Source organism: Simiduia sp. (assembly GCF_058345725.1).
Map to the genome: position 1 here is coordinate 33,266 of NZ_JBTUOC010000051.1, position 25,549 is coordinate 58,814.

The window sequence follows — 25,549 nt, forward strand, 5'->3', positions numbered from 1 at the left end:
CGATCGGCCGGGGCGCAGCGGCGGCAAACTGAAAGACACCGGGTAAACCCCGTGGCGCGATGACCAACAGGTGTATGTACGAGTCGCGCGTGCCAATAAAACGCTACAACTTCACACTTTGCTGGTCGCGCGCCATGGCTGACAACAGCAGGTGCAGCTCTTGCAGAACCTCGGCCATAGCCGTCCCGAGCGCACTCACATCTTGAGTCACCGCCGCTCGCTCCAGGGCATCTGCGGCGTTTGACAAACGCCGGCCGCCAAGCTGGCCGGCCGCGCCTTTCAATGTGTGCGCCAAGAGCCGCAATGCCTGATCGTCCGCCGCCAAGAGGTTGGCCGAGCGCTCGGGCAAGTCTTGATAGGTCTCTATAAATCGCTCCACCAGCCAATGTAAACGGTCGGGGCGATTGCGCACCGACTGCAGCGCAAAGGCTTTGTCCCAGACATCATCGACGATGGCCATGGGCTCGGCGGCGAGTGGCGTTGGTATTGTTGCCTCCGGCGGGGGTGAGGCAACCGGACTCAGCCAGCGGGCCATCACCTCGGCCAGCGCTTGCGGCTCTATGGGTTTACTTAAAAAATCATTCATGCCAGCCGCCATACAGCGCTCGCGATCCCCGCGCATGGCGTTGGCCGTTAAGGCCACAATGGTGATATCGGATTTCGCAGCGCCACTGTCGCCGTCGCGAATATGGCGGGTCGCTTCAAAGCCATCCATCTCTGGCATCAGACAATCCATTAGCACCAGCGCGACATCCTCATGTTCTCCCAGTTTGGCGACGCCATCGGCGCCATTGACTGCGGTGATAACATCGCAGCCTAGATCCGACAACATCATGGAGGCCACCTCGCGATTAACCGGATTGTCTTCCACCAGTAGCACGCGCGCGTTAAAACGCAGGTGAGCGGAGGGCGCCGTCAATTGCGGTTGGTCGCCCACTAGGAGCGCGCGCAAGCGCGAACGCGTCACGGGCGCGGCGACCTTTTCTGTAAAACCACACCTGGTTAGCTGATCAGCATCGGGATTCAGGTGCTGGCCATAAATCAGCACCTTGCGCGCCTGTGGCGCCAGCGTGTCGAGATTCGGCCACTGGGGAGTGGCGAGCGCCAGGGCCCAATCCACAAAAACCAGCGCAGGGCTGTGCGCTTGCAGCAGTGCCTGCACCTCGGCACCCTGTGAGGTCACAATCACGTCCGACTGATACTCGCGGATCAAACTGGCTACGGCACTGGCTGCACTCTCATTGCCGATGGCCACCAACGCCGTCTGCCCAGCCATTGTGGGCTGCGAGACCGCTGGCAAGCGCTCTATGGCATCTAACGCAACGTGAAAGCGGAACGTTGAGCCCTGCCCCAAGGTGGAATCCACACTGATCGAGCCGCCCATCAATTCACAAAGTTTGCGCGTTATCACCAGGCCCAGCCCCGTGCCTTCGAAGCGCCGAGTGCTGGAGCTGTCGAGCTGCGTAAAAGGTAGAAATAATTCCTTCAGCCGGTGTTCGTCCATGCCAATGCCCGTATCGCGCACAGCAACGCGCAGCTGCTTTGCATCGACATTGAGTTGTGCATGAATGTGCACTTCGCCCTGTTCGGTAAATTTAGTGGCATTGCCAATGAGGTTAATTAAAATTTGACGTAATCGGTCCGGGTCGGCGGTCACCTTAGCGGGCGGTAGATCGCGCTGCTCCAATACCAAATAGATATTTTTCTCGTGAGCGGCCAGCGACATCACCTGCGCAATATCCTCGAAGAGCTCACACACATCAAAGGATCTGGGTGCTAATTCCAGCTTGCCCGCATCTACTTTGGAAAAATCCAGAATATCGTTAATGGTACTCAACAAGGTGACAGCGCTGCGGTGTGCAACGTTTAACTGGTGCTGCTGGCTGTTATTCAACGGCGTGCGCTTTAACAGATTCAGCATACCCATCACACCGTTTAATGGGGTGCGTATTTCATGGCTCATCATGGCCAAAAATTCGCCTTTGACTTTTACCGCCTGCTCGGCAGACTCCTTGGCCGCCCGCAGCTGCTGCTCCACCAGTTTGCGCTGCGTGATGTCCTGGAAGGAGCCGTGCATGCGAACACAGCGCCCCCCTTCCATTATGGAATTTCCTGTACTGGCCACCCACTTATGGCTGCCATCGCCCGCCACAATAGGCACTTCGATACGCCAGGCGGTGCCTTTTTTTAAGCCCGCCGTCAGGCATTTCAGAATAACTTTGTCACTGCCAGCGGCTCGATAAAACGACAAGTTATTTTCGTGTATTGGTTCATAGTCTGGACCCACACCGTGAATTTTTTTGGCCATGTTAGTCCAGCGCGAGGTATCGGTGGCCACATCGTATTCCCAGGCGCCAATATTGCCCTGCTCGCTCATCGCCTCCAACATCTCCTGCTGCCGGGCCAGTTCGCGCTGAATGCCCAAGGTCTCTGTCATATCGATGGCGGTGGAATAAAATTTTTGGTGAATGGGGTCGGCGCGGGTGCTCCAGATGAGCGCCAGATACTGACCATTGGCCGTGCGCAGCCGGCTGGTAAATTCCACCGACTCAATATCGTTGCGCAGTTTTCGCATTTGCGCTTTGGTAATTTCTCGGTCCTCCGGGTGAACCAAATCTAGTACGCGAATGCGCTTCATTTCTTGCTGGCTATAACCCAGCTTGCGCACAAAATGCGCATTGACCAGTTCAAAATATCCTTGAAAATTTGAAACCCCCATAAAGACTGGCGACATAGAGAAAAAGTTTTGAACCTGGGCCTGCGACTCCATTAATTTAAAGGCGGCACGTTTGCTGTCGGTGATATCCAGGGCCGTTCCCACTATGCGTTCAGGCTGCCCCTGCAGCCAACTTACCACCCGTCCGCTCACATGCAGCCAGATCCAGTGTCCCTCGGTATGTTTAACGCGCAGCTCACTTGAAAAGCTCGTATCCCGGCTGAGCTTGCCGCGCTCGCCTAGCAGCGGCAGCCGATCGCCGTCTTGGGGATGAATGCGCGATTGCCAGTCGGCCAGCGCCAAGATTTTATTCTGATCGGGCGACATACCCAGCAGTTGCAGCCAGCGGTCATTCACCTGGACTTCACCGGTGGACAAATGTAAATCCCAAAACCCAACGCCGGTGCTATCGACCACCAATTGCAACTGCCGGTGTGCATCTTTCAGCGCTAACGCCGCGCGCTCGCGTTCGCTAACGTTTTCGACCATCACCCAAAAATAGGCCCGCCCAAACACCAAATTAACCCGCACCGCGTGCACTACCACCTGCTGCAACTCGCCGGACTCACTCGGCAGCTCACCCGCAATTTTAAGTACCCGGTGCTGGCCCTCCAGAAACTGCGTCCACAGCTGTTCGCTATCGGAATTTGCGTGAAATAGCTCGCGAATATCGCGCCCCAATAGACCACCACCCGCCAGGGTTTGCAGGGCCGGGTTATGTTCTAGCACGGTGGCCGTATGCGCTTCGCACAGTGCCAGCCCGATGGGAGTGTGCGCCACCAATCCCTGCAGGCGCGCCTGCTCGGCCAGCCGGTTGCGCTGTAGGGCAATAATGAAATACAAGGGCGCCAAGATCAAAACGCTGACCAACAGCAGCACGCCCCTGAGCCAATTCCGATTGGGTGCCCCTGTTTGCCAGCCTGCCCGTGGAGCGGCGGCCAACTGCCAGCTGCCGGTGGGCAATTGGATATCAAAGGTGACGGGCGAGTTTTCAAATAGCGCAGCGTCGCCGTAAAACACGTCGCCCAGGGCTCCGGTGCCGTCTTTCCCGCGCAGGCTGACGTTCAGATCAATCCCGGTTAACCCGCTCTCCCGGTAGAGCTGCTCAATGTCGATCACCGCAGACACCAAGCCCCAAAAGCGCCGCTCTGGGCCACTAAAAACAGGAAAGCGCCCGATAAATCCCTGCCCGCCCTGTACCAGATCAACCGGGCCGGCCACAACGATATCGCCCGTCGCCCTCGCCCTATCAGCCGCCGCTCGCTGAGCGGGATTATTGGCCAAATTTAACCCCACGGCAGCTTCGTTGCCGGCCAGGGGGTACATAAGGCGAATCACCATGTCTGGGGCTGCGCCCAAATTGCGCAGCTGATGTTGGCCCTGGAAGATATAGCCGGCGTAGCGCGCGAAGCGGGTCTGGTCAATGTCTGGGTCTGCCGACAGCACCGAGACCAACCCCAATACCGATTGGATATTACTATTAATATTGCCTTCGAGCCGCGCGCGCAATACCGCTGCTCTATGCAATACAGCGGCGCGCTGCTCCTCTTGGAAGCGCTCCGCATTTAGCCTGTCCACATAAGTGGCGCCAGCCGCCAGCGCCACACTTAACGCCAGCAGTAACAGCCACATCAGTGGCAGGGCGTAGTTTTGATGCCGACTTAAGGGCAATAGACTTCTCCAATATCGCGCCCGCTCTGGCGCTTGTGCGCGGGCAGGTGCCTCCAACTCACCGCTCAGTATAGTCACTTACCTGTGTTCGTCGTTGTAACTGACTGCCACACTTCCTACAATTCGCCTTCTCGCCCAGTAGGACACTCCATGGATCAGGCCCAACTTCTCGCACAGCTCAAACCCCTGGTAACCGTGCCCGATAAACACCTGTTGCGGGAACTGATGGCACACCGCCATATAGCCGACCTGGCCGACGCGCTGGAGGAGTTTACGCCGGCAGACGCGGCCATCCTGCTGGACCTGCTCACACTGCACGATCACGCCGAAGCCTTTTCCTACATGCCCGAAGAGCGCCAAGCGGCCATTGCCGCAGTGATGCCGCGCAACGATCTGGCGGCGCTGTTTTCGCAAATGGAGTCCGATGAGCGCGCCGACCTGTACAACCGCCTGAGCGAAGAGCAGCGCCACGCGGTATTGCCGGGCCTGGCACAAGCCGAGCGCGAAGACGTACGCCGGCTGGCAAGCTACCCCGAAAAAACCGCCGGCGCGTTAATGACGTCGGACTACGCCACCCTGCGAGCCCACTGGACGGTTAAGAAAGCACTGCTGCGCATTCGCCTGGAAGCGCCCGATAAAGAGACCATCTACCAGGTGTATGTGGTCGACAAAGACCGCACCTTGCGCGGCACCTTGTCGCTCAAGCAGCTGATCCTGGCGCGCCCCGAGGCCACCATCGAGAGTCTGATGCTCACCGATGTGGTCAGCGTGGCCGTGGACGAAGACCAGGAAAAAGTGGCCGAGGTAATTCGCCACTACGATTTGCTGGCCGTGCCCGTACTGGATGCCGACGACAAACTGGTGGGTATCATCACCTACGACGACGCCATGGATGCCGCCGTCGAGGAAGCCACTGAAGATGCCCAGAAGAGCGCCTCGGTGGCCACGCTCGGCTCCTCCTTCAAAGACATCGGTCTGGGCCAGCTCTACCTAAAGCGCATAGGTTGGCTATTGCTGCTGGTATTTGGTGCACTTTTCTCCGGTGCCGGCATCGCCTTCTTTGAAGACATCATTGCTCAGCAGGTGGCACTGGTGTTCTTTTTGCCCTTACTGGTGGGCAGCGGCGGCAATGCGGGCTCGCAGGCCGCCGCCCTGATGATTCGCGCCCTGGCCACCGGCGAAGTGCAGATGCGCGACTGGCTGGGCCTATTGGGCCGCGAAATTCTGGTGGCCGGCGCCTTGGGGTTAACGCTAGCCCTGGCGGTTTCGGCGCTGGGCTGGTTGCGCGGCGGGCCAGAGGTAGCGCTGGTGGTGGCCGCCGCCATGGTTTGCGTGGTGCTCACCGGCTCCCTGATCGGTCTGTGCCTGCCGTTTGTGCTGTCAAAAATTAAGCTCGACCCCGCCACGGCTTCTGGTCCTTTGGTTACCACCATTGTGGATGCGACGGGTGTGGTTATTTACCTGGGATTTGCCCAACTGATACTGGCCGGCCACTGGCTGTAAGGGCGCAGGCTGCAACCACAGGAGAGCCAATGATCACCGACCCACTGTTCTGGTTGCTGGCCACGCCCGGCGTTCTGCTCACCGGCATCTCCAAATCCGGTTTTGCCGGCGGCGCCGGCGTGGTGGCCGTGCCGCTGCTCGCCTTAATCATGCCGCTACCGCAAGCGGCCGCACTGATGCTGCCGGTGCTATTGGTTATGGATGCAAAAACGCTGCACTACTACTTCCGCCATGCGCACTGGCCCAGCCTGTATGCGCTGTTGCCGGCGGCGGCGCTAGGCATTGGTCTGGGCGCACTGGGCATGGGGCAACTATCGGCTTCCGCCCTGCAACTGGGTCTGGCAATCTTGTGCCTACTGTTTGGTCTGTGGGCGCCACTCACCGCCTGGTTTGCCCACCTTAAAGGTGCGGCCTGGCTGTGGGGATTGGTGGCCGGCACCAGCTCCACCTTGATCCACGCAGGCGGGCCGCCGCTCAACATCTACCTGCTGGGCCGCGCGCTGCCCAAGTTGCAATGGCTGGCCACCGCCAGTGTCTTTTTTGCCCTGTTAAATGCCGCCAAAGTGGTGCCCTACGGATTGCTGGGGCAATGGCACGCAGACACGCTACTGCTCTCTATCGCGCTGCTACCTCTGGCGCTCGCAGGCGTCTGGGCGGGCAAGCGCATTCAGCAACACATGCGCGACACCACCTTTATGACCTTGTGCCGTGTGCTGCTAATTCTGTCCGGGGTGCTGCTGCTTGCTAAAGGCTTGATTGAGTAGGTAAGCGCGTCCGATTTTCTAAACGTTTCCCGCAATAAAAATGCAGATTTTTCCGCCAGACTGCGCGCACCTGCCACACCTGCACAGAGACTTCAGCAGCCACCAATGCCCATGCTATGGTGGCATCCAGTTCGTTCAGCTCAACGGAGCCCTTCCATGAAAATAATGCTAACGCGCAGCGCAGTGCTGGCCGCCTTGGGTGTACTGTTTTTTATCACTGGCGCTGCCACCCAGGCGGCAACGGCAGATAGTTTGACGCAAATTATTGAAGACCACTGGCAATACACGCTTCAGGAACAACCCATCACCGCGGGCCGAATGGGTGTAGCCGGCCACAATCATCGGCTGCCCGGCGTCGCACCGGCCGACCGCGCGCGGCGCCTGCAGGCAGAGCGGCAATTGCTGGCGCGCTTAGAGGCGCTCGATGAACGCACACTGTCTGCCGCAGACCGCGTTAATCGCCAGCTATTGCACTGGGTGCTCAACAACAGTATTGAAGCCAACACCTTGTTCCTGGAGCGTATACCGCTCAATACCTTTTACAGTTTTTACGCCGAGGCCTTAGAGGCCAGCAGTGGCTTGGCTATGCATAGCGCCCAGGACTACCGCGACTACATTCAACGCATTCGCGCCTTTGGCCGCTATTTTGATGAAAACCTGGCCAATATGCGCGAGGGCATTCGGACCGGCTTTGTACTGCCTAAAATTGTCGTGCAGGGCATCGCACCCACCGTCCGCGCGCAGGTCTATAGCGACCCAAAAGCCAGTAGCCTGTACCAGCCGTTCACAAACCTGCCCGCCACCTTCAGCGATGCACTCAAGAAAGACTTGCGGGCAGAAGGCGCAGCAGCCATTGCCGACGTAGCGATGCCCGCCTTTGCCCGCGTCGCTGATTTTCTAGAGGGCGAGTACCTGCGCGCGGCCACCGACAATCTGGGAGCCGAGCAATTACCCGATGGCAAAGCCTACTACCGGCACGCCATTCGCACCTACGTCACACAGGACGTGCCCGCCGCGGCGATTCACGCATTGGGACTTAAGGAAGTCCAACGCATCAAAGCCGAAATGCAGGCGCTGATAAAATCCTCGGGATTTAAAGGAGACTTCAAAGCCTTTACCCATTTTTTGCGTACCGACTCGCAGTTTTACGCCAAAACACCGGAGGAATTGCTAAAAGAGGCGTCCTATATTGCCAAGCGCGCGGACTATCGCCTGCCGGAATTTTTTAACCGTTTGCCGCGCATGCCCTATGGCATAGTGCCGGTGCCTGCAGAAATTGCACCTAACTACACCACCGCGTCCTACAACCCTGCCGCCATTGGTGGCGTGCGCGGCGGCGCCTACTGGCTCAACACGCACAATTTGGATCAACGCCCCCTGTATGAACTGCCGGCATTAACCTTGCACGAAGCGGTACCGGGCCACCATCTGCAAGGTGCCCTCTCTCAAGAACTGGAACAAGTGCCACATTTTCGCCGCAACTTATACTTGAGCGCCTTTGGTGAAGGTTGGGGCTTATACGCAGAACGCTTGGGTATCGAAATGGGTATCTACAACACACCCTACGAGCACTTTGGCCGTTTGAGTTACGAAATGTGGCGCGCCTGTCGACTGGTTATCGACACCGGCATTCACTCCCAGGGCTGGACTCGCCAACAGGCTCTCGACTTCCTCTCAGACAATACCTCACTGTCGAACGACAATGTGCGCGCGGAAGTCGATCGCTATATTTCTTGGCCAGGTCAAGCGCTGTCTTACAAGATGGGCGAGATAAAAATCCGCGAGCTGCGTGCACAGGCCGAAAAAATCTTGGGCTCGCGCTTTGATATCCGCGCCTTTCACGATGCGCTGTTAAGCGACGGCGCCCTGCCCCTATCGATGCTGGAGGCCAAGATGCTGCAGTTTATCGAATCCCAAAAGCAGGCAACCGCGCCGTAACACCCTTTAGGCACCGGCCCACAGCGACGCTCAAATTCGCTGTGGGTTGCCGCTAGCCCGCCAAGCTGGCCACAAAATCTCGAATGCCGTTCAGCAACATTTGCGTGGCCAAAATCACCAAGATCATGCCCATCAACCGCTCCAGCGCGCGCGATCCCTTAGTGCCAATAACACGCATAATCAGGGGCGATGCCAAAAGCAAAACCGAGGAACCTGCCCAGGCTAACAACAGCGCCACTGTCCAATCGCCAATTTGACCGGGTTGGTTAGAACTGAGCAAGAGCAGCACAGCGATAGTTGATGGGCCGGCAATCATCGGCACGGCCAGCGGTACAATAAACGGTTCTTCCGCCTCCACGTCATCACCGCGCTCGTGCGTGACCGGGAAAATCATGCGCAGTGAAATAATAAACAGTAGCACGCCGCCGGCAATGTTTAGCGATGACTGGGTCAGGCCTAGAAAGGCGAGAATGGCATTGCCTGCAAATAAAAACAGTAACAAAATCACCAGCGCTATGACCAACTCGCGGGCGAGCACGGGCGTGCGCCGTTGGCTGTCTAAACGCGACAGCACGGCATTAAAAATAGGTACATTGCCCAAAGGGTCCATGATCAAAAACAACGTCACAGCCGCTGGGGCAATTTCAGTCCAGTTCATTATCAATTACCTTCATTGGGTGTTTTATACAGCTTTAGGAATAATGTTTATCGTTAAGCCTGAGGCCTTAAGGCTCTGCCGTCTCAATGGTCAGCGGGCCCTGCTCATTTATAATGGCGTCCACTGCCGCCTGTAATTTCCGTACCAATTGCTCGCTGACATCCAGGCTCACTGCAAAGTAGTACTCGCGCGGCTCAAACCGATACACCGCTTCAAATTGCAGCGGGTCTATTTCAGCATTCACCAAATTGTAGCGCCAGCCGCCCTCGCCAAAAGCCCACAGGTCGATGCGTCCTGCGTGAAGCATGCGCCCTAAGCTATCGACATGGGAAGTCACTACAATATTTTCGGGTTTAATACCCGCCGCCAGGAGAATTTCCTGGCCCACGTCATCTTTAACGGCACCAATGGTGAAGCCCTGCAACTGGGCAGGAGACTCAATCGAAAACTGGCGAGCTTTCAACCCTACCAGCACATCGCTCTCGTAACCGATGGGGCCCACCCACTGAAAGTGAGCATCGCGCTCTGGCGTACGTAAAGTACTAAACAACACGCAATTTGGGCCAAGCTTTGCATTTCGAAAACCCCTGGCCCAGGGCAGCACTTGAATAGTATCCCTGCTGACCGGGCTCCCCGCCCGCTGCGTGGCAGCCAACAGCAAATCAACGGCGGGGCCCTGCAACTGGCCGTCGACAAGGTAGTTAAACGATGCGCTATCCTCGGTGATGTAAGTCAGTTCATTGAGTTCCAGCGCAGCCAAGGGCGTGGACAGCGTCGCCCAATACAAAGACAACATTAACAGCGGCAGACACCGCCGTGCCAACGGGCAATGTCGGCCTGCACCTCGCTGTGTGGTCATGCTGAACTCGATTTGGTGTTGCACGCGCCCTATCCTACCCATGCGATTGAAATCACCCACGGCGCTAACCGCACAACCCGGAATATCCAGTGTAGACCAGGCGCGCCATTCTTCCCGTCGCCCACCTTAACGAAAGCTAGACGGCACTAGCTGCGACGGGATCTGCGGGCATCGCGCACCATATACGCATTACCCACGCGCTTTAAATCGAATAGATCGATGGCTTTAAATAGACTACTGAGGTTTTTGTAGCCATAGTTCCTGCAATCAAAGGACGTTTTATTGGAAATATGCGACCCCACGGGCCCCAGCGATGCCCACCCTTCTTCGTCTTCGGTGGCCTCGATGGCCGTGCGCAGGAGACCCAGCAACTTGGTGTTAGATTTTAAATTTTTCGCGCCATCTTCCGATAATTGCGGCGTTTTTTCATCGTCTAGAAAAAGAAATTTAGAACAAGCATTAACAAAGGCCAATGGTGTTTTTCGCTCGCCAAAACCCAAGACCACCTTGCCGTCGGCCAGTGCCCGGGTCACCATAGGCGTAAAATCACAATCGGAGGACACAAAGCACATCACATCTATTTGTTTGGTGTACATGATGTCCATGGCATCAATAACCAGTGCAATATCCGAGGCATTTTTACCCTTGGTTAAGTCGTATTGCTGCACCGGCTGGATAGCATACTCATGTAACAAATCTTCCCAGGGCTTTAGGTTGGGCGATTTCCAGTTGCCATAAGCTTTGCGAATGGTGACAACACCATACTTTGCCACTTCGCTCAATACCGCTTCAAATTTTGCGGCCGGCGCGTTATCGGCGTCGATAAAGAGTGCAATTTTTTGAATACTATCGCTCATTAAATTAGAAATCCCAGAGTATCGGCTGTACGTTTTTGGGCGCGCTAGCAATCCACGGTAAAGTTATGCTGGGGCTGTGTGTTTCCCACTGCACGCATCTGCGCAATATCCGTGAGTGCCACCTGTTGCTCGCTCTCTGCCGATCGCAACACGAGGAATTCTTCGCCGGTTTGCTGAACAATCGTGTGAGCTCGGCCAACCAGCGTGCGGCCATTGCGCAGCCGAAGCTCCACCCTGGAAGCCCGCATACACACTATTTCAAAGTAGTCGTGCAGGTCGCAGCCTATTGCCATTTTCCACCTCCGCTAGCAGCGTTCGAATCTCACTATACACAAGGCCAGGCAGACCAACCACCGATCTACCCGGCAGATAGGCCAGTCTTTGGCTATGCTAGGTCTGCGCGGCAATCAAAAACAATACCGATTTTTGCGTCGGCACCTTGAGGAAACAGCCATGGACTTATCCACGTTGAATATTTATGCCGTCCTCGTCGCGGCCGTGTCCAGTTTTGCCCTGGGCGGTATCTGGTACTCACCGCTGCTGTTCGGCAAACTCTGGATGGTAGAAACCGGACTGACCGAGGAAGACGCCAAAAAACAGAATATGGCCAAGGTCTTTGGCCTGGCTTTCGTCGCGAATCTATTCATCGCCGTTAGCCTGGGCGTGTTTTTAGGACCAGAGAGCACCTTGATAAGTGGTGCACTATTGGGCTTTTTAGCCGGCTTTGGTATAGCGGCCATGGCGATGGCGGTGAACGATCTATTTGAACAGCGCTCGTTAACGCTGTTTGCCATCAACGCCGGATTCAATATGGTGGGTTTTACGCTAATGGGCGCAATAGTGGGGGGCTGGCACTGAGCGTGTAGCCCCTTTAATCGCACTTTCCCGACGGCTAGTTGTACTGGCCTGCCCGCAGCCAGTGGTAAGCCAACACGGCTAAAGGTACGCCCAGAGTAAACCACGCCAACCAATCCCCGATGGTGTCAGAGAGCAGAGCCGACACCAGGCCGATCGCACTCAATAGCCCCAATGCGATCGGCATCTGCCAGATTTGTGAGGCGCTCAATCTACGACTCATGGACCACCTCGCGCGCCAATGCGGGGCCGCCTGCCAGCACATCGTCCAGCTCGCGCCCTTTTAACCCAAGGCGCTCGGCGAGCGATAGATTGCGCCGTTTAACCCATAAATAAACACCACTGGCCAATACAAGAATGGCTATAACATCCATCAGCGCCCAGATGACTTTTAGGGGCAAACCGCCGTAATCGCCAAAGTGCAATGGTTGCGACAAGAGTAACGCACTCACATACCAAGGCATGTCGCCCACCGCGGTGACGGTATTGGTTTTCGCGTCCACCAACACCGGGGTCAACAGTTGCGACGTTAACGGCGTGTCGCCCAGCAGGAAAAAACCAAAGTGGTGCGGCGTGGTGAACTCGTTACCGGGAAAGGCCACAAAACTGACTTCGGTATTGGGCGCCGCTGCCAACGCGCTCGCCAGCGCCGCCTCTATAGAAATACCGTCGGCCAGGGTCAGTCGCTCGGCCTGTTGATCGTAACCCGCCGTCATACTTTGCAACTCTGTGGTTTGCCACAGGCCAAAGATTGGCACAGATAAAGTGTTTATCGTGCCCGTCACCCCCACCACCATCAACCACACTAGCGTGGCAATGCCCAGCAGGTTATGCAGGTCTAACCATTGCAACCGGGACGATTTATGGGTGCGCACACTGCCAAATTTCAGGCGCGACATAAACGGTTTGTAGACCACGACACCCGACACCAGCGACGCCGCCAGCAGCAGCCCCATAAAGCCTAGAAATAACATGCCCGCTAAACCTGCAAACAGGTCCAGATGTAACCGGTAGAGAATATACATAATGCCCTCGCCCACCGGAAACTGGTGCAGATAGTCGCCCGTGCGCGCATCGTACATGTAGTAGGCGGAGCCTTGGGGCGCATTAATGGACGCCGCCATAGTCACGTGCCAGGCTTCCGGCTCGTCGGGGTCGCGAAACACATATTGCACCACGTCTTCGGGCTTGCGCGCCTGCGCCGCCTGAATAATTCCATCGAGACTGGCCACCTGCGTCACACCCGAGCGCTCGGGCGGTTCCACGGCATTTCCGAGCGCGTGTTCAATCTCGTGGTAAAAAATCAGCGGTAAACCCGTGATACACAACATGAGTAAAAACAGCGTGGAAATTAAGCTGGTCCACTTGTGCACCAGGTACCAGTTGCGAAGGGATTGGCGGGTCATGGCTGCCTCTGAATATCAATCTCGGGTGGCTAAAGATTGGCGGGGCAAGTCGGTCGCGCACTGAGCGTCGGCCTCTGCCCTGCCAAGGTCGCGTTAGAATTGGTGCTGGTAACTCAGCGTGTAGCTACGCGGCGCGCCATAGAAACCAATCTCCGACAAACTGGTGATGTATTTAGTATCAGTGAGATTGTGCACGTTGAATTTCAAACGGGCCTGCTCGCTGAAGCGCCAGTCGGCAAAGGCATCGAGCGTGCTGTAGGCAGGCTGGGAAATTGTAACGCCCGTATAGGCATCCACCTTGCTAGTTTCCGATTGCCACTTGGCGGCCAGCCCCAGCCCAAGTGCTTCGTAGCCTGGCAAGCGCTGGGTGAAGGCCAGATTAAGGGCCTGCTCCGGCACCCAAGGATTGGCCTGTTTGCCGTCGTCATCTTCCACCTCCAGCAGGGTGGCGCCCACAACCAGCTGACCCAACTCACTCACCTGACCCGTCAACTCCAGCTCGACACCCTGCGAAAAGGTGTCTTGCCCCGCGTAGTAATAGCGACCGGTATCTGTGTTAAATCCCGCGTAGGTTCCAAGCCCCAACTGCGCCGCCTTAAACAGCGCCAAATTGGCGAACAGGCGGTTTTCCAACCATTGAGATTTAACGCCCAGCTCGTAGTTTTCACCTTTGGTGGGCGCAAGGTAATCACCGTTGATATCGTAGTAGTCCTGCGGCTCGTAGATGTCTGAATAGCTGGCGTAAGCCATTACGGAATCCGTGAGTGCAACGGTGACTCCGGCGTAGGGGCTCACCTCAGTTTCGCGCAGTGTATTGGTGAGACTGGTGGCCTCGCGGTCAAATTTAATGGCATTGGCCCCGAGTACGACGGACACCTTGCCAACATTCAGTTGGGTGGCTGCATACAGACGCTGCAGTTGGTCGTCGGTTTCGCTGTCTAACTGTTTGGCACCCCAAACGGGCTCGGGCACGCTATCGAGTGGATAGGGAAACGCGGGCAGCGGACCAAAGGCGGGCTCGCTGGGGTCGAAGGGGTGCGTGTACTGGTCGTTGTTGTTGCTGGCGTGGCTGTAGCCAAATACCAGCTGGTGATCCGCGTTGAACAGGCTGAAATCACCGTTTACCTTGGCTTCGTAAATCTCGGCCCGATCCTCGCTTGGCCACTTGCCGGGCCAGCCCACCAGGCCTTCGCCGGTGTCGGGGTTCAAACCGGTAGTGCTGTAGGCAAAAAACAATGCGCTATCAGCGGTCATTGCTCGGTAGTTATAGCTTAGTGTCATGTCCCAGTCATTGGGCAAGCGATAACCCAGCTCCACAAACGCCGACTGGTTGAGATTATCCCAGTAAGTCCAATCCTGGCTGGTGGTGGCTCCGCGATCCCACTCGGCCTGACTGCCGTCGGCATTGCTATAGGTCAGGCCGCCCCACATATTGCCGTCGGTTTCCGCCTGCTGATAGGAATAACCCACCGCCAGGGTAGTGTTGTCCGACAACTGACCGTCCAGCACGGCGTAAATAAACTGACGCGCGTCAGATTTGCCCTCGATGTAGGAGTCGGCCTGCTCGGCGGCGGCAACAAGCCTGCCCGCCCAGTTACCGGCGGCGTCCAGCGGCGAAGACAGATCCGCCTGCAAGCGATAGCTTTGGTGTGATGCCACACTGGCGAGCACTTCGCCTTGAGCGTCATTGGTGGGGCGTTTGCGCACGAAGTTTAGTGTGCCGCTGGCGTTGCCCACGCCGGTCAACAGGCCATTGGCGCCGCGGATCACCTCAATTTTTTCATAGCCGTAGGCGTCAATGGCGCCCTCCACCAGGCCCCAACTATTGGGTAGACCCACACCGTCAATTTGGGTGCTTTTCATGGCAAAACCGCGCGCGGTGTAACTGGTGCGATTGGTTTCCCAACGCTCGACGCGAATACCGGTGGCCAGATCCAATGCCGCGTTAATACTGTTGGCGCCAAAGTTATCCATCCACTCGCGCGAAACCACGCTGATGGACTGGGGTGTGGCTTGAATCTCCAGCGCCAGACCTGTGGCGCCCTCGCTCACGCGGTTTTCGCGCACGCCCACGATGAGCATTTCTTCAAGCGCGTCGGCGGCATGGCTAGCGGCAGGAGGGAGGGAGCTACAGGCAAGTGCAAGCAGCGTGGCGTGTTTCAGAGGAGTGCGCATGTGATGGTACCTTCGATCCAATAAGCAATGCGCGCTATCCTAGGGAATTTCCTCGATAATGTAAATGCTAATTATTATCATTTGCGTTGTTATGTTTTGCTTTCTTTCGCCAATACCCCTTAAGCTGACCCCGCCGCAATACGCGGCCGCTCGCGGCGCGCCGCAACCCATCAACAAAAGGATGCACCATGTTCAGTCACGTCATGCTAGGGACCAACGATATAGATACCGCAAAGCAGTTTTACGACGCCACGCTAGGCGCTTTAGGCCGCAAGCCCGGCGTATACGACGACAAGGGCCGCTGTTTTTATCTCAGCCGAACCGGTGTTTTCGCTCTGTCTAAGCCAATCAATGGCGAACCCGCCAGCCACGGCAATGGCAGCACCCTGGGGTTTGAGGCCAAGAGTCCGGAGGAAGTGGACGCCTGGCATGCCGCCGGCCTCGCCAATGGCGGTACCACCTGCGAGGATGCTCCGGGTATTCGGGAAGGAGTATCGGGCAAGCTTTACCTTGCCTATTTGCGCGATCCCACCGGCAATAAACTCTGCGCGCTCTATAGAATCGCTTAAGAGATGGCGCCAGCTGGGTTGCATCGCGCCCCGAGTGCGCCGTTATACCGGCTTTTCGTAATACACCACGGTTTCATCACCCAAGGGGTCGCGGTGTAGATCTGTTTTCAGGTAGCGCATGCCCAGCTTTTTCATCACGGCAATTGAGCCTGCATTTTCCGGTAGCGCAATTGCCGATAAGGTCTCCACATCGGCTTGCCCTGCAAAGGCCGCCGCAATGGCGGCGGCTGCCTCGGTGGCATAGCCCTGGCCCCAGCTGTGGCGCATGAAGCGCCAGCCAAGTTCTAGGTTGCGCCACTGGGGTGCCTCAGAGAAAAAATCCATGGGGCGCACCAACACCCAACCAATAAATTCGTCGGTAACGCTAATATTCACGCCCCAGAGCCCCCAGCCTTTGTCGGGATTGCGGTAGCGCAACATGCGCGGCACCATGACCTTGGCAATATCCTCCGGGGTACTGGGCCGCCCCCCATTGATGTACTTCATGACCTCGGGATCTTGATCCAGCGCCAACAGCAACGGCGCGTCCTCGGCGTCCAAAAGCGCGTACTTAAGGCGTGTGGAGCTTGGCACTAGCATCGGTATGTCTCTGCGTTTTAGGGCGAATCATTCTACCCCGGCTCAACCTGCCAACGCGAACATGTACACGGCCATCAGCACCATCACCCCATTCTCCAACAGCGAAATAAATCCAAGTGGCACTTGGCTGTTACCACCCACACAGGCACATTGCAGCCTGCGCCGGTCCAGATAAACGGCCTTAAATACCGACACCGCGCCGATTGCACCAATGACGAGCGCCACCGGGGCCACCGACCACGCCGGCCACTGGGCCAACATCGCCAAGCCCACGTAGGCTTCCAAAAATGGATAGGCATAACCGTAGAGCACCCAGCGTCGCGCCAGCAAATCGTAGGTGACAAATGTATTGGTAAAACTGTGCAGATCTTGCAACTTTTGCACGGCCAGAAACACCATCGACAGCGCCACACATTGCAACAGGGTGGTGGCACTCAGCAGTGGCTGAGCAGAGGCAAAGGACAAGGCCACAATTGCCAATACCGCAAAAGAAAAAATAACGATCACCGGGGTATAGCGCACGCCGTCATCGATGGGATCAAGCCCTAAATAGGCCCGCAATTGCTCGTAGCCGCCAATGCGCTCACCGCCAATAAAAATTTGTGGCGTAGTCTCTACGCCCTGCGCACGCTTGAAAGCATTCACCGCACGCTGCGACGTCAGGCGTTTATCGACTATCACAAAGCCCCTGCGCGCCAACAAATCTTTTGATTTAATTCCAATCGGGCAGAGATGCTCTTCGGTAACCATTCGATACACAGTGGCTCGTTTAGCCATAATGGTCTCCTTTTAAAACCTGTCGTTAGCCGCGCTGGACACAGCAGATAACATCAGTACACTTCGGTGCAGTAATCGCTGTGTGGCCGAGCAAACGCAACACTGTACATCGACTCGGCGCGCGATAGGATTCGCGACAATTCACAGAAATACAATAAATTCAAAAACCTTTGAATTTATTTCAATTTACAACGAGCGTCAGACAACAAGTACCAGTAAATACAACTTCTATCTAAATAAAATCTAATTCACCCGCACTTACACCATTAATGCAGAAACTGTACCAACAAAAATGCTCAGGCATACAACAAGCAAGTAAAGAGATAGGAAAATCGAAGGAGAAAGATAGAAAACTAAATGCCCAACACAACAAAGGTCAATTACTGGCAGATGCCGAGCGCGATACTATCGCTCGGCACTGTCGTCGGAACACAACCAGGAATCAATTACGTTCGCGTTACTCTATAACCCAAGTCAGTTATTGCCTCTTCAAATAGCACTGCTGGTCGGTCGCTGACTATAGTCAACTCGCCCGTTGCAATACTGGCCGCGATCTGCGCACTCGCATCCAGCGATAACACCAAGCGAGTAATTTTTTGTACGCAGCAATTGCAGGTCATACCACCCATTAAAAAGTGAATCATAATAGCCTCAGTGAGATTGTGGAGAGGTCAGCCTATGCCTTTCCACTGTGGCAAGGTCAAGCCCTGCCAGGCCAAATTCTTCCGAAAAAAGCGCCAAAAAATCCCTTGACCTTGCCACGGTGGCAACCTTGAAAATCCGTACTCTCATCAAACACCGTCTACAAGAGGCGAGCCATCATGGGTAATTTAAACCTGACTTCCGACCACCGTTTCACTGTATCAGGCATGACCTGCGCGTCCTGCGCAGGACGCGTCGAACAAGCACTGCTTTCTATACCTTTCGTGGAAAGCGCCAGGGTGAACCTTGCCACAGACACCGTCCACATCGCTGCAGCGAGAGTTGACTGGCACGCCATTTCTCGCGCCGTTACGCAGGCGGGCTACGAATTGAAAACCGAAACACACACGCTGGTCATACAGGGTATGACCTGTGCCAGTTGCCAAGGGCGCGTTGAACGGGCCCTGTTATCGGTGGCCGGCGTACTTAGCGCTACCGTAAATCTAGCCACAGAAACGGCGCAAATAACACGGGTTGCGCCGGCGGCAACCACAGATGCACTCATACAAGCCGTGACTAATGCGGGCTACCAGGCTCATTTAGATCAAGAGCGCCATCAATTAGACGCAGACCGCCGCAAACCATCGCAAGGTGGACGATGGGCGGCACTCGCCGCAATCCTCAGCCTGCCACTGGTGGTGCCGATGTTTTTTGAACCCTTCGGTGTGCACTGGATGCTCCCCGGTTGGGTACAGTGGGCACTCGCAACGCCGGTGCAATTTTGGCTAGGTGCCAGATTTTACCGTGCGGCGTGGCGTGCACTTAAGGCCCGTGCCGGCAATATGGATTTGCTAGTGGCACTCGGTACCAGCGCCGGTTACGGCCTCAGTGTTTTTGCCCTGTTATCCGGTAGCGGCGGTCACTTGTACTTTGAAGCATCCAGCGTAGTCATTACATTGGTACTACTGGGCAAGTGGATGGAAAACCGCGCCAAACATAAGACCACCGAGGCGATTGTGGCGCTGCATGCTCTCAAGCCAACCACGGCAATCTTACGCGACGACCAGGATAAAGTGGTGCCCATCACTCAGGTGAAAGCTGGCGACTTAGTGGTGGTTAAACCCGGCAGCCAAGTCCCTGTGGACGGCGAAATTATTGAGGGACGTAGCCAATTAGACGAATCGATGATCACCGGCGAAAGCCAGCATGTTGTAAAAGACGTTGGCGACACGGTTACCGGCGGCTCCGTGAATGGCGACGGTCTGCTGGTTGTGCGCACCACCACCGTTGGGCGCGACTCTACACTGTCGAAGATCATTCACATGGTTGAAGCAGCCCAGGGCGCCAAAGCACCTATTCAGCGCCTGGTCGACAAAGTTAGCGGCATCTTTGTACCCATTGTTATTTTGATATCCCTGGCAACCTTTGCCGCTTGGTGGTATTGGAGTGGGGATATAGAGCAGGCACTGATCAACGCCATTGCCGTACTGGTTATTGCCTGCCCCTGTGCACTGGGGCTGGCAACACCGGCAGCTGTTATGGCCGGTACCGGCGTTGCAGCCCGCCACGGCATATTGATCAAAGATGCGCAGGCACTGGAAATGGCCCATAAAGTGACCGCAATGGCATTCGATAAAACAGGCACACTCACCGTCGGCAAGCCCACCATTAAAGACATAGTATCCGCCGGCCAGCCCACATCCGTGTTGCTTTATGTTGCCGCTTCTCTGCAAATGGGCAGCGACCACCCGCTGGCGCGCGCGCTGTTGGATAAAGCCGAAGCAGACGGTATTACCCTTAGTCAAGGGCGCCACCTGAGCGCGCTTCCTGGACGCGGTATTGCGGGCGAAATTGATGGACGGAACCTGCAATTTGGCACCCAAAAGTTGATGCGCGAATTGGGAATTGATATCGAATCGTACGTAAATTCAGCAGTGGCTATGGAGACCAAAGGTTATACCGTCTCCTGGCTGGCCGAAACGACGCCCCTGCCAAGATTGCTCGGTCTCTTTGCCTTTGGCGATAGCCTAAAGTCCAATGCCGAGGCAGCAATTCAACACCTCCATCAACAAGGGATCAAAACGATGCTACTCACCGGCGATAATCAGGGCAGCGCCAATCGGGTGGCGAATGCGCTGCGCATTACCGATGTTTACGCCAGTATACTGCCCAGTGAAAAAGCTGACATTATCAAGCGCAGCAAAACCAATGGTGAAGTGATTGCCATGATTGGTGATGGCATTAACGATGCACCGGCATTAGCTGCCGCTGATGTGGGCGTCGCCATGGCCACCGGTACCGATGTCGCGATCAATACCGCGGGTATTACATTAATGCACGGCGACCCTCTGTTGCTCGGCAATGCCATTGAAATATCTCGGAAGACCTACCAAAAAATTAGGCAGAACCTGTTCTTTGCCTTTATCTATAATCTAGTTGGTATTCCACTGGCGGCGTTTGGCCTGCTCAACCCCGTGATTGCCGGTGCAGCCATGGCGCTCAGTAGTGTGAGCGTTGTCAGCAATGCCCTACTTTTAAGTGGTTGGACGCCAAAGGGACGAACAATATCCCATCGCAATAAACAACCCACTAACGAGTGTCCCATTTAGTTTAAACATTGGAATTTGCTATGAATATTGGTCAGGCTGCAGCTGCGAGCGGGGTTACCTCAAAAATGATTCGCCATTATGAGTCCATCGGGTTATTGCAACCCTCGCCCAGGACTGCTGCCGGCTACCGTACCTATGGCCAGGCGAGCGTGCATGTGTTGCGCTTTATCAAACGCGCACGCTCGCTTGGCTTTTCACTAGAAAGAATTAGGGTGCTGTTATCGCTCTGGCAAGACAAAAGCCGGGCCAGCAGCGACGTTAAACGAATTGCCTCCGAACACATAGCAGAGATGAATGTCAAAATTGCAGAGCTTTCAGCCATGCGCGCAAGCTTACAAACGCTGGTCGAACATTGTCGCGGCAACGATCGACCCGACTGCCCCATAATAAAAGGAATTGAGTGTGGCGAACTCTAACCAAATCCGGTCTTCCCCGGCCGCACAGTCTAGTGAAAGAGCTAATGACTAGCCCACTGGAGCAGATAAAAACCTGCCACCATCACCGGCTGGTGCAGTAAATAGATCAACAGGCTGTGTTTTCCAGGCCACGCCAGCCATGCGGGCATGGCGATAAACCCCAGGGGGTCGCGCTTTAACCAACGGCTGTGCGCCAAAAATATGCCGGCCCAAACCAGCGCCAGCCAGGGGATGAGCGGCACCCAATCATTGGCATAGCCAGGCATCACTTCAGGCCAGGCCGCATAGGCATAGTGAAAGGGCCAGTGGCTGTGCCACCACTGCAGCTTGTAACCCACCATTAAAATTAGTGCGCCGAGCAATGCCAGCCGCGGTGTCCACACCAAAGGCAGCGCCAATACGCTGGCGACAAATATAAAATGCAGTACGCCAAAATAGATCCAATTCTCGGGAAACATCACGAGCGACATTGCCGTGACCAAGCCGGCACCGCCAAGCACCTGCGCTTCGCGTCGCCAAAAATTTCGCCAGCGAACACCCCGACCATGGGCGTACACCAAACCAATGCCCACACACACAAAAAACAGCGTGAGAATCAGGTAACGAAATTCCCGCCAACCCGTACCATCGGGAATATCCCAAGCCACATAGCCAAAGCTTTTGAGATCGTAGATGAAATGAAAAATGACCATGAGTAGAATGGCCAAGGTGCGCAAACAATCCACGGTGACATTGCGCGCTGCGCTGGAAGAAAACTTTTCTTGCTGGTTCCTAGACACTCAGCGCTCCTTACGGTAAATGCGAAACCCTAGCCGATTATCGAGACCAATGTATATGGTTAATCTTCCAGCCACTACTCGTTTTCACCAAATGTAAGGTTTCATAGCCGATTGTGTCTATCGTTTTCCCTTTAAATTTGCCGGTGGTACGCGTGCGCTTTGTGGACAATGCCACATCGCCATAGACCCGCACCTGATGCTCCAAAACCTCTCGCTGCATGTGTTTTAAGAACTGCATATCAGATTTCATATGATGGGCCGCATACTCCGCCGCAGAGCGTTCCACGCCACCTTCAAAAATTAGCACGTCGTCTGCCAAAAAACCCACGGCAACCTCGGCTTGCCCCTCAGCCAGGGCGTCATTAAATGCTTGCGCAGCCCTAGCGGCGTCCGTTTCCAAGCCGGCAAATAGGCCCGCGGTATGCGTAGGTTTATCCCCGTGGGCCGAAGCGGTTGTGCAGACACCGAACCATAACACCAGCGTCATTAGCGTTGCGAAAAATTGTTTCATAATCATTCTCACTGTTAAAAATGTATATTCACTGCGATGTGTTGTTGGCGATTCTACTTCATGCACCTACACATGCACCTACACATGCACTGTCGGTCCTACTGCGCTGGTCATCACCGACAGCACTAGCAGCAATACTGTGCCCAGCGCGGCTTCGAGTCTCAGTGTGGTTCCCAGCTTTTGCAGATTGCCTACCGTTGGCTGCCGGCAGAGTGCCGGCACCGCCACCCACTTGTGCCACGCGCCCAGCGCCAACAACGCCAACGTCAGGACAATCTTCGCCAGTAACAGCTGGCCATAAGTGGTACGGATTAATTCCGCCGGCGCGTTTAATAGGCTAAAGGTCAACAGCGCGCCCACGCCCACCATTAACAATAAGGGCATCGCTGCCAAGCGGCCAAAGCGTTCAAACACCCGGGCGGTCTGCTCAGTAGGCGGCTCGCGGGTGAGCATGCAAAAGGGCACCAGGCTCCCGATCCACGTGAGCCCAATGGCGAGGTGCAAACACAACAACACCTGCTGCCAAGCCGGTGCCTGCGCCAAATGGCCGCCCCAGGCGAAAGCCATCACCAACAAGAGGCAGGCAACACCCAACAACCAGGTTTGCCAATGCTTAGCGCGTGGCAGCAGCGCGGGAAATACCGCCACAAGCGCGATACTCGCGCCTGCCAACCGCAGCAAGGTGCTGTCTGCCCAAGGCGTGTGCCAGACGATCGACAGCATGATCGGATCGAACATGCCCGCCCAACCCGATTCGGCCAGCGCACCCGCCTGCAGGGGAATCACCCACAGACACGCCAGAAAAAGCGCCAGCAGCCACGCACGCGTCCAGTACAAAATCGAACCAGTCAGCGTTGTTTGCAAAACGGATACCAGCGCCGCCCCCATCAGCGCCGCCGTCGCCAGCAACACCACCCCTTTATTGACCGCCGCGGCAATTAACCAGATATCCATTATTCGTCCGTGCTGTCACAGGCATAGGTGAACAACACCTCACCGCTCATCTTATGCCCATCGCCGCCCATCGCCACCCAGCGCAAGCGCCAGTCTCCGCAATTGAGCGCAGGCGTCGGCACACGATAGTGCGCCTCTGCCGCTGAAGCGGGGGTAAACGCCATCGCCGCGCGGTCCTCGTTTCGGTCAAACAGCGCCACACTCACCAACCGCACCGGCGCACTGAACTGCAAGGTGATGTGCGCGGGCAATGCAGTGAGCGTCGCGCCTGCTGCCGGCACGCTGCTTTTCAATGCTGTATGCGCAGCTACCGGCAGAGCGAGCCCGCCAACGATAAAGACACAAACTGCCATCAGGCAGCGCACTCGTTTCACAAATTTCATTATTCTCCCCCTCCTTACGCCTGTGCGTTCACTTGCCGCGCTCGCCAAAGCAAATAAACCACCGGCAAAATAAACAGCGTTAACAACACCGAACTGACCATGCCACCCACCATGGGGGCAGCCAATCGACTCATGATTTCCGAGCCCGTACCCGAGCCGTATAAAATGGGCACCAAACCGGCAATGGTAGCTGTGGCCGTCATCAGTTTTGGTCGCAATCTTAGTACCGCGCCGGCAATAACCGCCGCGCGTACATCCGCGAGTGTGGGCGCAGCAATCTCTTCGCGCAGTTTCTGCCAGGCGTGATCCAAATACACCAGCATAATCACGCCGGTTTCTACGGCCACACCGGCCAGGGCTATCATGCCCACACCCACGGCCACCGAAAAGTGAAAACCCAGCCAGTGCATAAACCAAATACTGCCCACCAAAGCCAATGGCAAGGTGGCCATAATCATCGCCACTTGCGCGGTATTGCGAAAGCACAGGTACAATAAAATCACAATAATCAATAGCGTGAGCGGCACCAGGTATTGCAAGCGCGCTTTGGCGCGTTCCAGGTATTGAAACTGGCCGGCCCAATTCAGGGAATAGCCGGCGGGCAAAGTCAGTTGCGCGGCGATACGTGTTTTCGCCTCAGCCACATAGCTGCCCACATCCACCTCGGCAATATCGATAAACACCCAGCCATTTAATCGCGCATTCTCACTTTTAATGCCACCGGCTCCCTCCTCAACCAGAATGTTAGCGACATCGCCCAGGGTAATGTGCTGGCCCGATGGTGTCACAATGGGCAAGAGCGCCAGCTGCTCGGGCGAATCGCGGTAGTGCTGCGGATAGCGCAAATTGACTGGGTAGCGCTCCTGGCCTTCGACGGTTTCCGTGACATTGCGGCCGCCCACGGCCGTACCGATCACCTGCTGCACATCGCCAATATTCAAGCCAAAACGCGCCGCCTTTTCGCGATCGATATCGAGTTTAATATAGCGCCCGTTGGCCACTCGCTCGGCGTACACAGACACTGTGCCCGGAAGGTCGGCCAACAACATTTCCAGTTGCGTGCCAATACCTTGTATGACATTGAGATCGGGTCCAGCCACTTTAATGCCCACCGGCGTTTTAATGCCGGTGGCCAACATATCGATACGGGTTTTGATGGGCATCACCCATGCATTGGTGACACCGGGAAAACTCACCAGGCTGTTAAGCTCACGCTTCAAGTCGTCGAGGCTCAGGCCCGGCCGCCACTGATCGCGCGGCTTCAGTTGAATAAAGGTTTCGATCATGGTCAAGGGCGCCGGGTCCGTTGCGGTTTCCGCGCGCCCTACCTTGCCAAATACAGACTCAACTTCTGGTAGGGTTTTAATCAGCTTGTCGGTTTGTTGCAATAGCTCACGCGCCTTGCCGATGGAAATACTTTCATAGGTGGTGGGCATGTACATCAAATCCCCCTCATCCAACTCCGGCATAAATTCACTGCCTAACTGCTGCAGCGGCCAAAGGCTGGAAAACACCAACAGCGCCGCACCGAGCAGCGTCAACTTGGGAAATTTCAACACCCAGGTTAGCGCCGGTAAATAAAGGGCGCTAAAGCCCCGGTTTATCGGATTCTCCGATTCCGAGCGCACGCGCCCGCGAATAAAGTAGCCCATCAACACCGGAACCAATGTGATCGCAAGTGCGGCACTGGCGGCCATGGCGTAGGTTTTAGTGAAGGCCAGCGGTGCAAACATCCGGCCTTCCTGCGCCTCTAAGGTAAACACCGGAATAAAACTGACAGTGATAATAAGCAAGCTAAAAAACAACGCTGGGCCGACCTCGATGGCACTTTGGGTGACTACTTGCCAGCGGTTTTCGCGCGTCAGTGGCGTGCGCTCCATGTGCTTGTGCATGTTTTCGATCATCACAATGGCACCGTCGATCATAGC

Annotated in this window: 23 protein-coding genes; 7 read left to right on the forward strand and 16 right to left on the reverse strand. The window is 55.9% G+C overall.

The genetic code is table 11. The features are described from left to right. Positions 1-103: 103 nt before the first annotated feature. The gene (locus ACW8F6_RS11875; protein ID WP_491576087.1) at positions 104-4,465 is read right to left on the reverse strand and encodes a PAS domain S-box protein; all 4,362 of its coding nucleotides are present in this window, start codon (positions 4,463-4,465) and stop codon (positions 104-106) included. A gap of 72 nt (positions 4,466-4,537) precedes the next feature. On the opposite strand from ACW8F6_RS11875, the gene mgtE reads away from it, so the two are divergent. The 3 genes from mgtE to ACW8F6_RS11890 all read left to right on the forward strand — a co-directional run bounded on the left by mgtE (position 4,538) and on the right by ACW8F6_RS11890 (position 8,592). Beyond that, complete coding sequence (gene mgtE, locus ACW8F6_RS11880; RefSeq protein WP_491576088.1) at positions 4,538-5,890, forward strand: magnesium transporter; 1,353 nt, start codon at positions 4,538-4,540, stop codon at positions 5,888-5,890. Positions 5,891-5,919: 29 nt separating this feature from the next. Next, positions 5,920-6,654: a sulfite exporter TauE/SafE family protein gene (locus ACW8F6_RS11885; protein WP_491576089.1), complete on the forward strand. Its 735-nt coding sequence runs from the start codon at positions 5,920-5,922 to the stop codon at positions 6,652-6,654. A 156-nt stretch (positions 6,655-6,810) separates the two neighbouring features. Continuing rightward, entirely contained in the window at positions 6,811-8,592 is a 1,782-nt protein-coding gene (locus ACW8F6_RS11890) for a DUF885 domain-containing protein (protein WP_491576090.1), read from the forward strand. Between the two features lie 52 nt (positions 8,593-8,644). On the opposite strand, the gene ACW8F6_RS11895 is transcribed toward ACW8F6_RS11890, so the two are convergent. The 4 genes from ACW8F6_RS11895 to ACW8F6_RS11910 form a co-directional block, all read right to left on the reverse strand. Further along, positions 8,645-9,250 carry a YhgN family NAAT transporter gene (locus tag ACW8F6_RS11895; RefSeq protein ID WP_491576091.1) on the reverse strand — a complete coding sequence of 202 codons (606 nt, stop codon included), beginning with the start codon at positions 9,248-9,250 and terminating at the stop codon, positions 8,645-8,647. A gap of 67 nt (positions 9,251-9,317) precedes the next feature. Further along, entirely contained in the window at positions 9,318-10,109 is a 792-nt protein-coding gene (locus tag ACW8F6_RS11900) for a substrate-binding periplasmic protein (RefSeq protein WP_491576092.1), read from the reverse strand. Between the two features lie 146 nt (positions 10,110-10,255). Further along, positions 10,256-10,966 carry an NYN domain-containing protein gene (locus ACW8F6_RS11905; RefSeq protein ID WP_491576093.1) on the reverse strand — a complete coding sequence of 237 codons (711 nt, stop codon included), beginning with the start codon at positions 10,964-10,966 and terminating at the stop codon, positions 10,256-10,258. Between the two features lie 44 nt (positions 10,967-11,010). Further along, positions 11,011-11,259, reverse strand: coding sequence for a Rho-binding antiterminator (locus ACW8F6_RS11910; RefSeq protein ID WP_491576094.1), 249 nt, complete (start codon positions 11,257-11,259; stop codon positions 11,011-11,013). Between the two features lie 160 nt (positions 11,260-11,419). On the opposite strand from ACW8F6_RS11910, the gene ACW8F6_RS11915 reads away from it, so the two are divergent. Then, positions 11,420-11,824 carry a DUF1761 domain-containing protein gene (locus ACW8F6_RS11915; RefSeq protein WP_491576095.1) on the forward strand — a complete coding sequence of 135 codons (405 nt, stop codon included), beginning with the start codon at positions 11,420-11,422 and terminating at the stop codon, positions 11,822-11,824. Between the two features lie 34 nt (positions 11,825-11,858). Here the strand turns inward: ACW8F6_RS11915 and ACW8F6_RS11920 are convergent, their stop codons facing one another. From ACW8F6_RS11920 to ACW8F6_RS11930, 3 genes are all read right to left on the reverse strand, one after another. Continuing rightward, positions 11,859-12,044 (reverse strand): hypothetical protein, encoded by a 186-nt coding sequence (locus ACW8F6_RS11920; protein WP_491576096.1) that lies wholly within the window; start codon positions 12,042-12,044, stop codon positions 11,859-11,861. Further along, complete coding sequence (locus ACW8F6_RS11925) at positions 12,034-13,227, reverse strand: PepSY-associated TM helix domain-containing protein (RefSeq protein WP_491576097.1); 1,194 nt, start codon at positions 13,225-13,227, stop codon at positions 12,034-12,036. The genes ACW8F6_RS11920 and ACW8F6_RS11925 overlap by 11 nt, the downstream gene beginning before the upstream one ends. Before the next feature lie 93 nt (positions 13,228-13,320). Then, positions 13,321-15,402 carry a TonB-dependent siderophore receptor gene (locus tag ACW8F6_RS11930; RefSeq protein WP_491576098.1) on the reverse strand — a complete coding sequence of 694 codons (2,082 nt, stop codon included), beginning with the start codon at positions 15,400-15,402 and terminating at the stop codon, positions 13,321-13,323. Positions 15,403-15,590: 188 nt separating this feature from the next. On the opposite strand from ACW8F6_RS11930, the gene ACW8F6_RS11935 reads away from it, so the two are divergent. Next, on the forward strand, positions 15,591-15,971 hold the full coding sequence (locus ACW8F6_RS11935; RefSeq protein ID WP_491576099.1) for a VOC family protein: 381 nt from the start codon (positions 15,591-15,593) through the stop codon (positions 15,969-15,971). 42 nt (positions 15,972-16,013) lie between these two features. Here the strand turns inward: ACW8F6_RS11935 and ACW8F6_RS11940 are convergent, their stop codons facing one another. From ACW8F6_RS11940 to ACW8F6_RS11950, 3 genes are all read right to left on the reverse strand, one after another. Further along, positions 16,014-16,550 (reverse strand): GNAT family N-acetyltransferase, encoded by a 537-nt coding sequence (locus ACW8F6_RS11940; RefSeq protein ID WP_491576100.1) that lies wholly within the window; start codon positions 16,548-16,550, stop codon positions 16,014-16,016. 42 nt (positions 16,551-16,592) lie between these two features. Further along, complete coding sequence (locus ACW8F6_RS11945; RefSeq protein WP_491576101.1) at positions 16,593-17,327, reverse strand: MauE/DoxX family redox-associated membrane protein; 735 nt, start codon at positions 17,325-17,327, stop codon at positions 16,593-16,595. Positions 17,328-17,773: 446 nt separating this feature from the next. Further along, a complete protein-coding gene (locus tag ACW8F6_RS11950) occupies positions 17,774-17,971 on the reverse strand; it encodes a heavy-metal-associated domain-containing protein (protein WP_491576102.1) in 198 nt (65 codons plus the stop codon). Between the two features lie 177 nt (positions 17,972-18,148). On the opposite strand from ACW8F6_RS11950, the gene ACW8F6_RS11955 reads away from it, so the two are divergent. Both ACW8F6_RS11955 and cueR read left to right on the forward strand, forming a co-directional pair. Beyond that, on the forward strand, positions 18,149-20,578 hold the full coding sequence (locus ACW8F6_RS11955) for a heavy metal translocating P-type ATPase (protein WP_491576103.1): 2,430 nt from the start codon (positions 18,149-18,151) through the stop codon (positions 20,576-20,578). Between the two features lie 20 nt (positions 20,579-20,598). After that, the gene (gene cueR, locus ACW8F6_RS11960) at positions 20,599-20,994 is read left to right on the forward strand and encodes a Cu(I)-responsive transcriptional regulator (RefSeq protein ID WP_491576104.1); all 396 of its coding nucleotides are present in this window, start codon (positions 20,599-20,601) and stop codon (positions 20,992-20,994) included. A gap of 41 nt (positions 20,995-21,035) precedes the next feature. On the opposite strand, the gene ACW8F6_RS11965 is transcribed toward cueR, so the two are convergent. The 5 genes from ACW8F6_RS11965 to ACW8F6_RS11985 all read right to left on the reverse strand — a co-directional run. Further along, a complete protein-coding gene (locus tag ACW8F6_RS11965) occupies positions 21,036-21,773 on the reverse strand; it encodes a heparan-alpha-glucosaminide N-acetyltransferase (protein WP_491576105.1) in 738 nt (245 codons plus the stop codon). A 37-nt stretch (positions 21,774-21,810) separates the two neighbouring features. Continuing rightward, the gene (locus ACW8F6_RS11970; RefSeq protein ID WP_491576106.1) at positions 21,811-22,350 is read right to left on the reverse strand and encodes a YybH family protein; all 540 of its coding nucleotides are present in this window, start codon (positions 22,348-22,350) and stop codon (positions 21,811-21,813) included. A gap of 12 nt (positions 22,351-22,362) precedes the next feature. Further along, on the reverse strand, positions 22,363-23,238 hold the full coding sequence (locus ACW8F6_RS11975; RefSeq protein WP_491576107.1) for a CopD family protein: 876 nt from the start codon (positions 23,236-23,238) through the stop codon (positions 22,363-22,365). Beyond that, positions 23,238-23,621: a copper resistance CopC family protein gene (locus ACW8F6_RS11980; protein WP_491576108.1), complete on the reverse strand. Its 384-nt coding sequence runs from the start codon at positions 23,619-23,621 to the stop codon at positions 23,238-23,240. The genes ACW8F6_RS11975 and ACW8F6_RS11980 overlap by 1 nt, the downstream gene beginning before the upstream one ends. Positions 23,622-23,635: 14 nt before the next feature. Continuing rightward, positions 23,636-25,549: efflux RND transporter permease subunit (locus ACW8F6_RS11985; protein WP_491576109.1), on the reverse strand; the 1,914-nt coding region annotated here is incomplete at its 5' end.

Coding starts and splice junctions, on each gene's coding strand:
- mgtE (WP_491576088.1), top strand. CDS start 4,538: ATGGATCAGGCCCAACTTCTCGCACAGCTCAAACCCCTGGTAACCGTG.
- ACW8F6_RS11920 (WP_491576096.1), bottom strand. CDS start 12,044: ATGAGTCGTAGATTGAGCGCCTCACAAATCTGGCAGATGCCGATCGCA.
- ACW8F6_RS11905 (WP_491576093.1), bottom strand. CDS start 10,966: ATGAGCGATAGTATTCAAAAAATTGCACTCTTTATCGACGCCGATAAC.
- ACW8F6_RS11945 (WP_491576101.1), bottom strand. CDS start 17,327: ATGGCTAAACGAGCCACTGTGTATCGAATGGTTACCGAAGAGCATCTC.
- ACW8F6_RS11890 (WP_491576090.1), top strand. CDS start 6,811: ATGAAAATAATGCTAACGCGCAGCGCAGTGCTGGCCGCCTTGGGTGTA.
- ACW8F6_RS11980 (WP_491576108.1), bottom strand. CDS start 23,621: ATGAAATTTGTGAAACGAGTGCGCTGCCTGATGGCAGTTTGTGTCTTT.
- ACW8F6_RS11935 (WP_491576099.1), top strand. CDS start 15,591: ATGTTCAGTCACGTCATGCTAGGGACCAACGATATAGATACCGCAAAG.
- ACW8F6_RS11940 (WP_491576100.1), bottom strand. CDS start 16,550: ATGCTAGTGCCAAGCTCCACACGCCTTAAGTACGCGCTTTTGGACGCC.
- ACW8F6_RS11925 (WP_491576097.1), bottom strand. CDS start 13,227: ATGACCCGCCAATCCCTTCGCAACTGGTACCTGGTGCACAAGTGGACC.
- cueR (WP_491576104.1), top strand. CDS start 20,599: ATGAATATTGGTCAGGCTGCAGCTGCGAGCGGGGTTACCTCAAAAATG.
- ACW8F6_RS11975 (WP_491576107.1), bottom strand. CDS start 23,238: ATGGATATCTGGTTAATTGCCGCGGCGGTCAATAAAGGGGTGGTGTTG.
- ACW8F6_RS11885 (WP_491576089.1), top strand. CDS start 5,920: ATGATCACCGACCCACTGTTCTGGTTGCTGGCCACGCCCGGCGTTCTG.
- ACW8F6_RS11950 (WP_491576102.1), bottom strand. CDS start 17,971: ATGATTCACTTTTTAATGGGTGGTATGACCTGCAATTGCTGCGTACAA.
- ACW8F6_RS11910 (WP_491576094.1), bottom strand. CDS start 11,259: ATGGCAATAGGCTGCGACCTGCACGACTACTTTGAAATAGTGTGTATG.
- ACW8F6_RS11915 (WP_491576095.1), top strand. CDS start 11,420: ATGGACTTATCCACGTTGAATATTTATGCCGTCCTCGTCGCGGCCGTG.
- ACW8F6_RS11895 (WP_491576091.1), bottom strand. CDS start 9,250: ATGAACTGGACTGAAATTGCCCCAGCGGCTGTGACGTTGTTTTTGATC.
- ACW8F6_RS11930 (WP_491576098.1), bottom strand. CDS start 15,402: ATGCGCACTCCTCTGAAACACGCCACGCTGCTTGCACTTGCCTGTAGC.
- ACW8F6_RS11900 (WP_491576092.1), bottom strand. CDS start 10,109: ATGACCACACAGCGAGGTGCAGGCCGACATTGCCCGTTGGCACGGCGG.
- ACW8F6_RS11955 (WP_491576103.1), top strand. CDS start 18,149: ATGGGTAATTTAAACCTGACTTCCGACCACCGTTTCACTGTATCAGGC.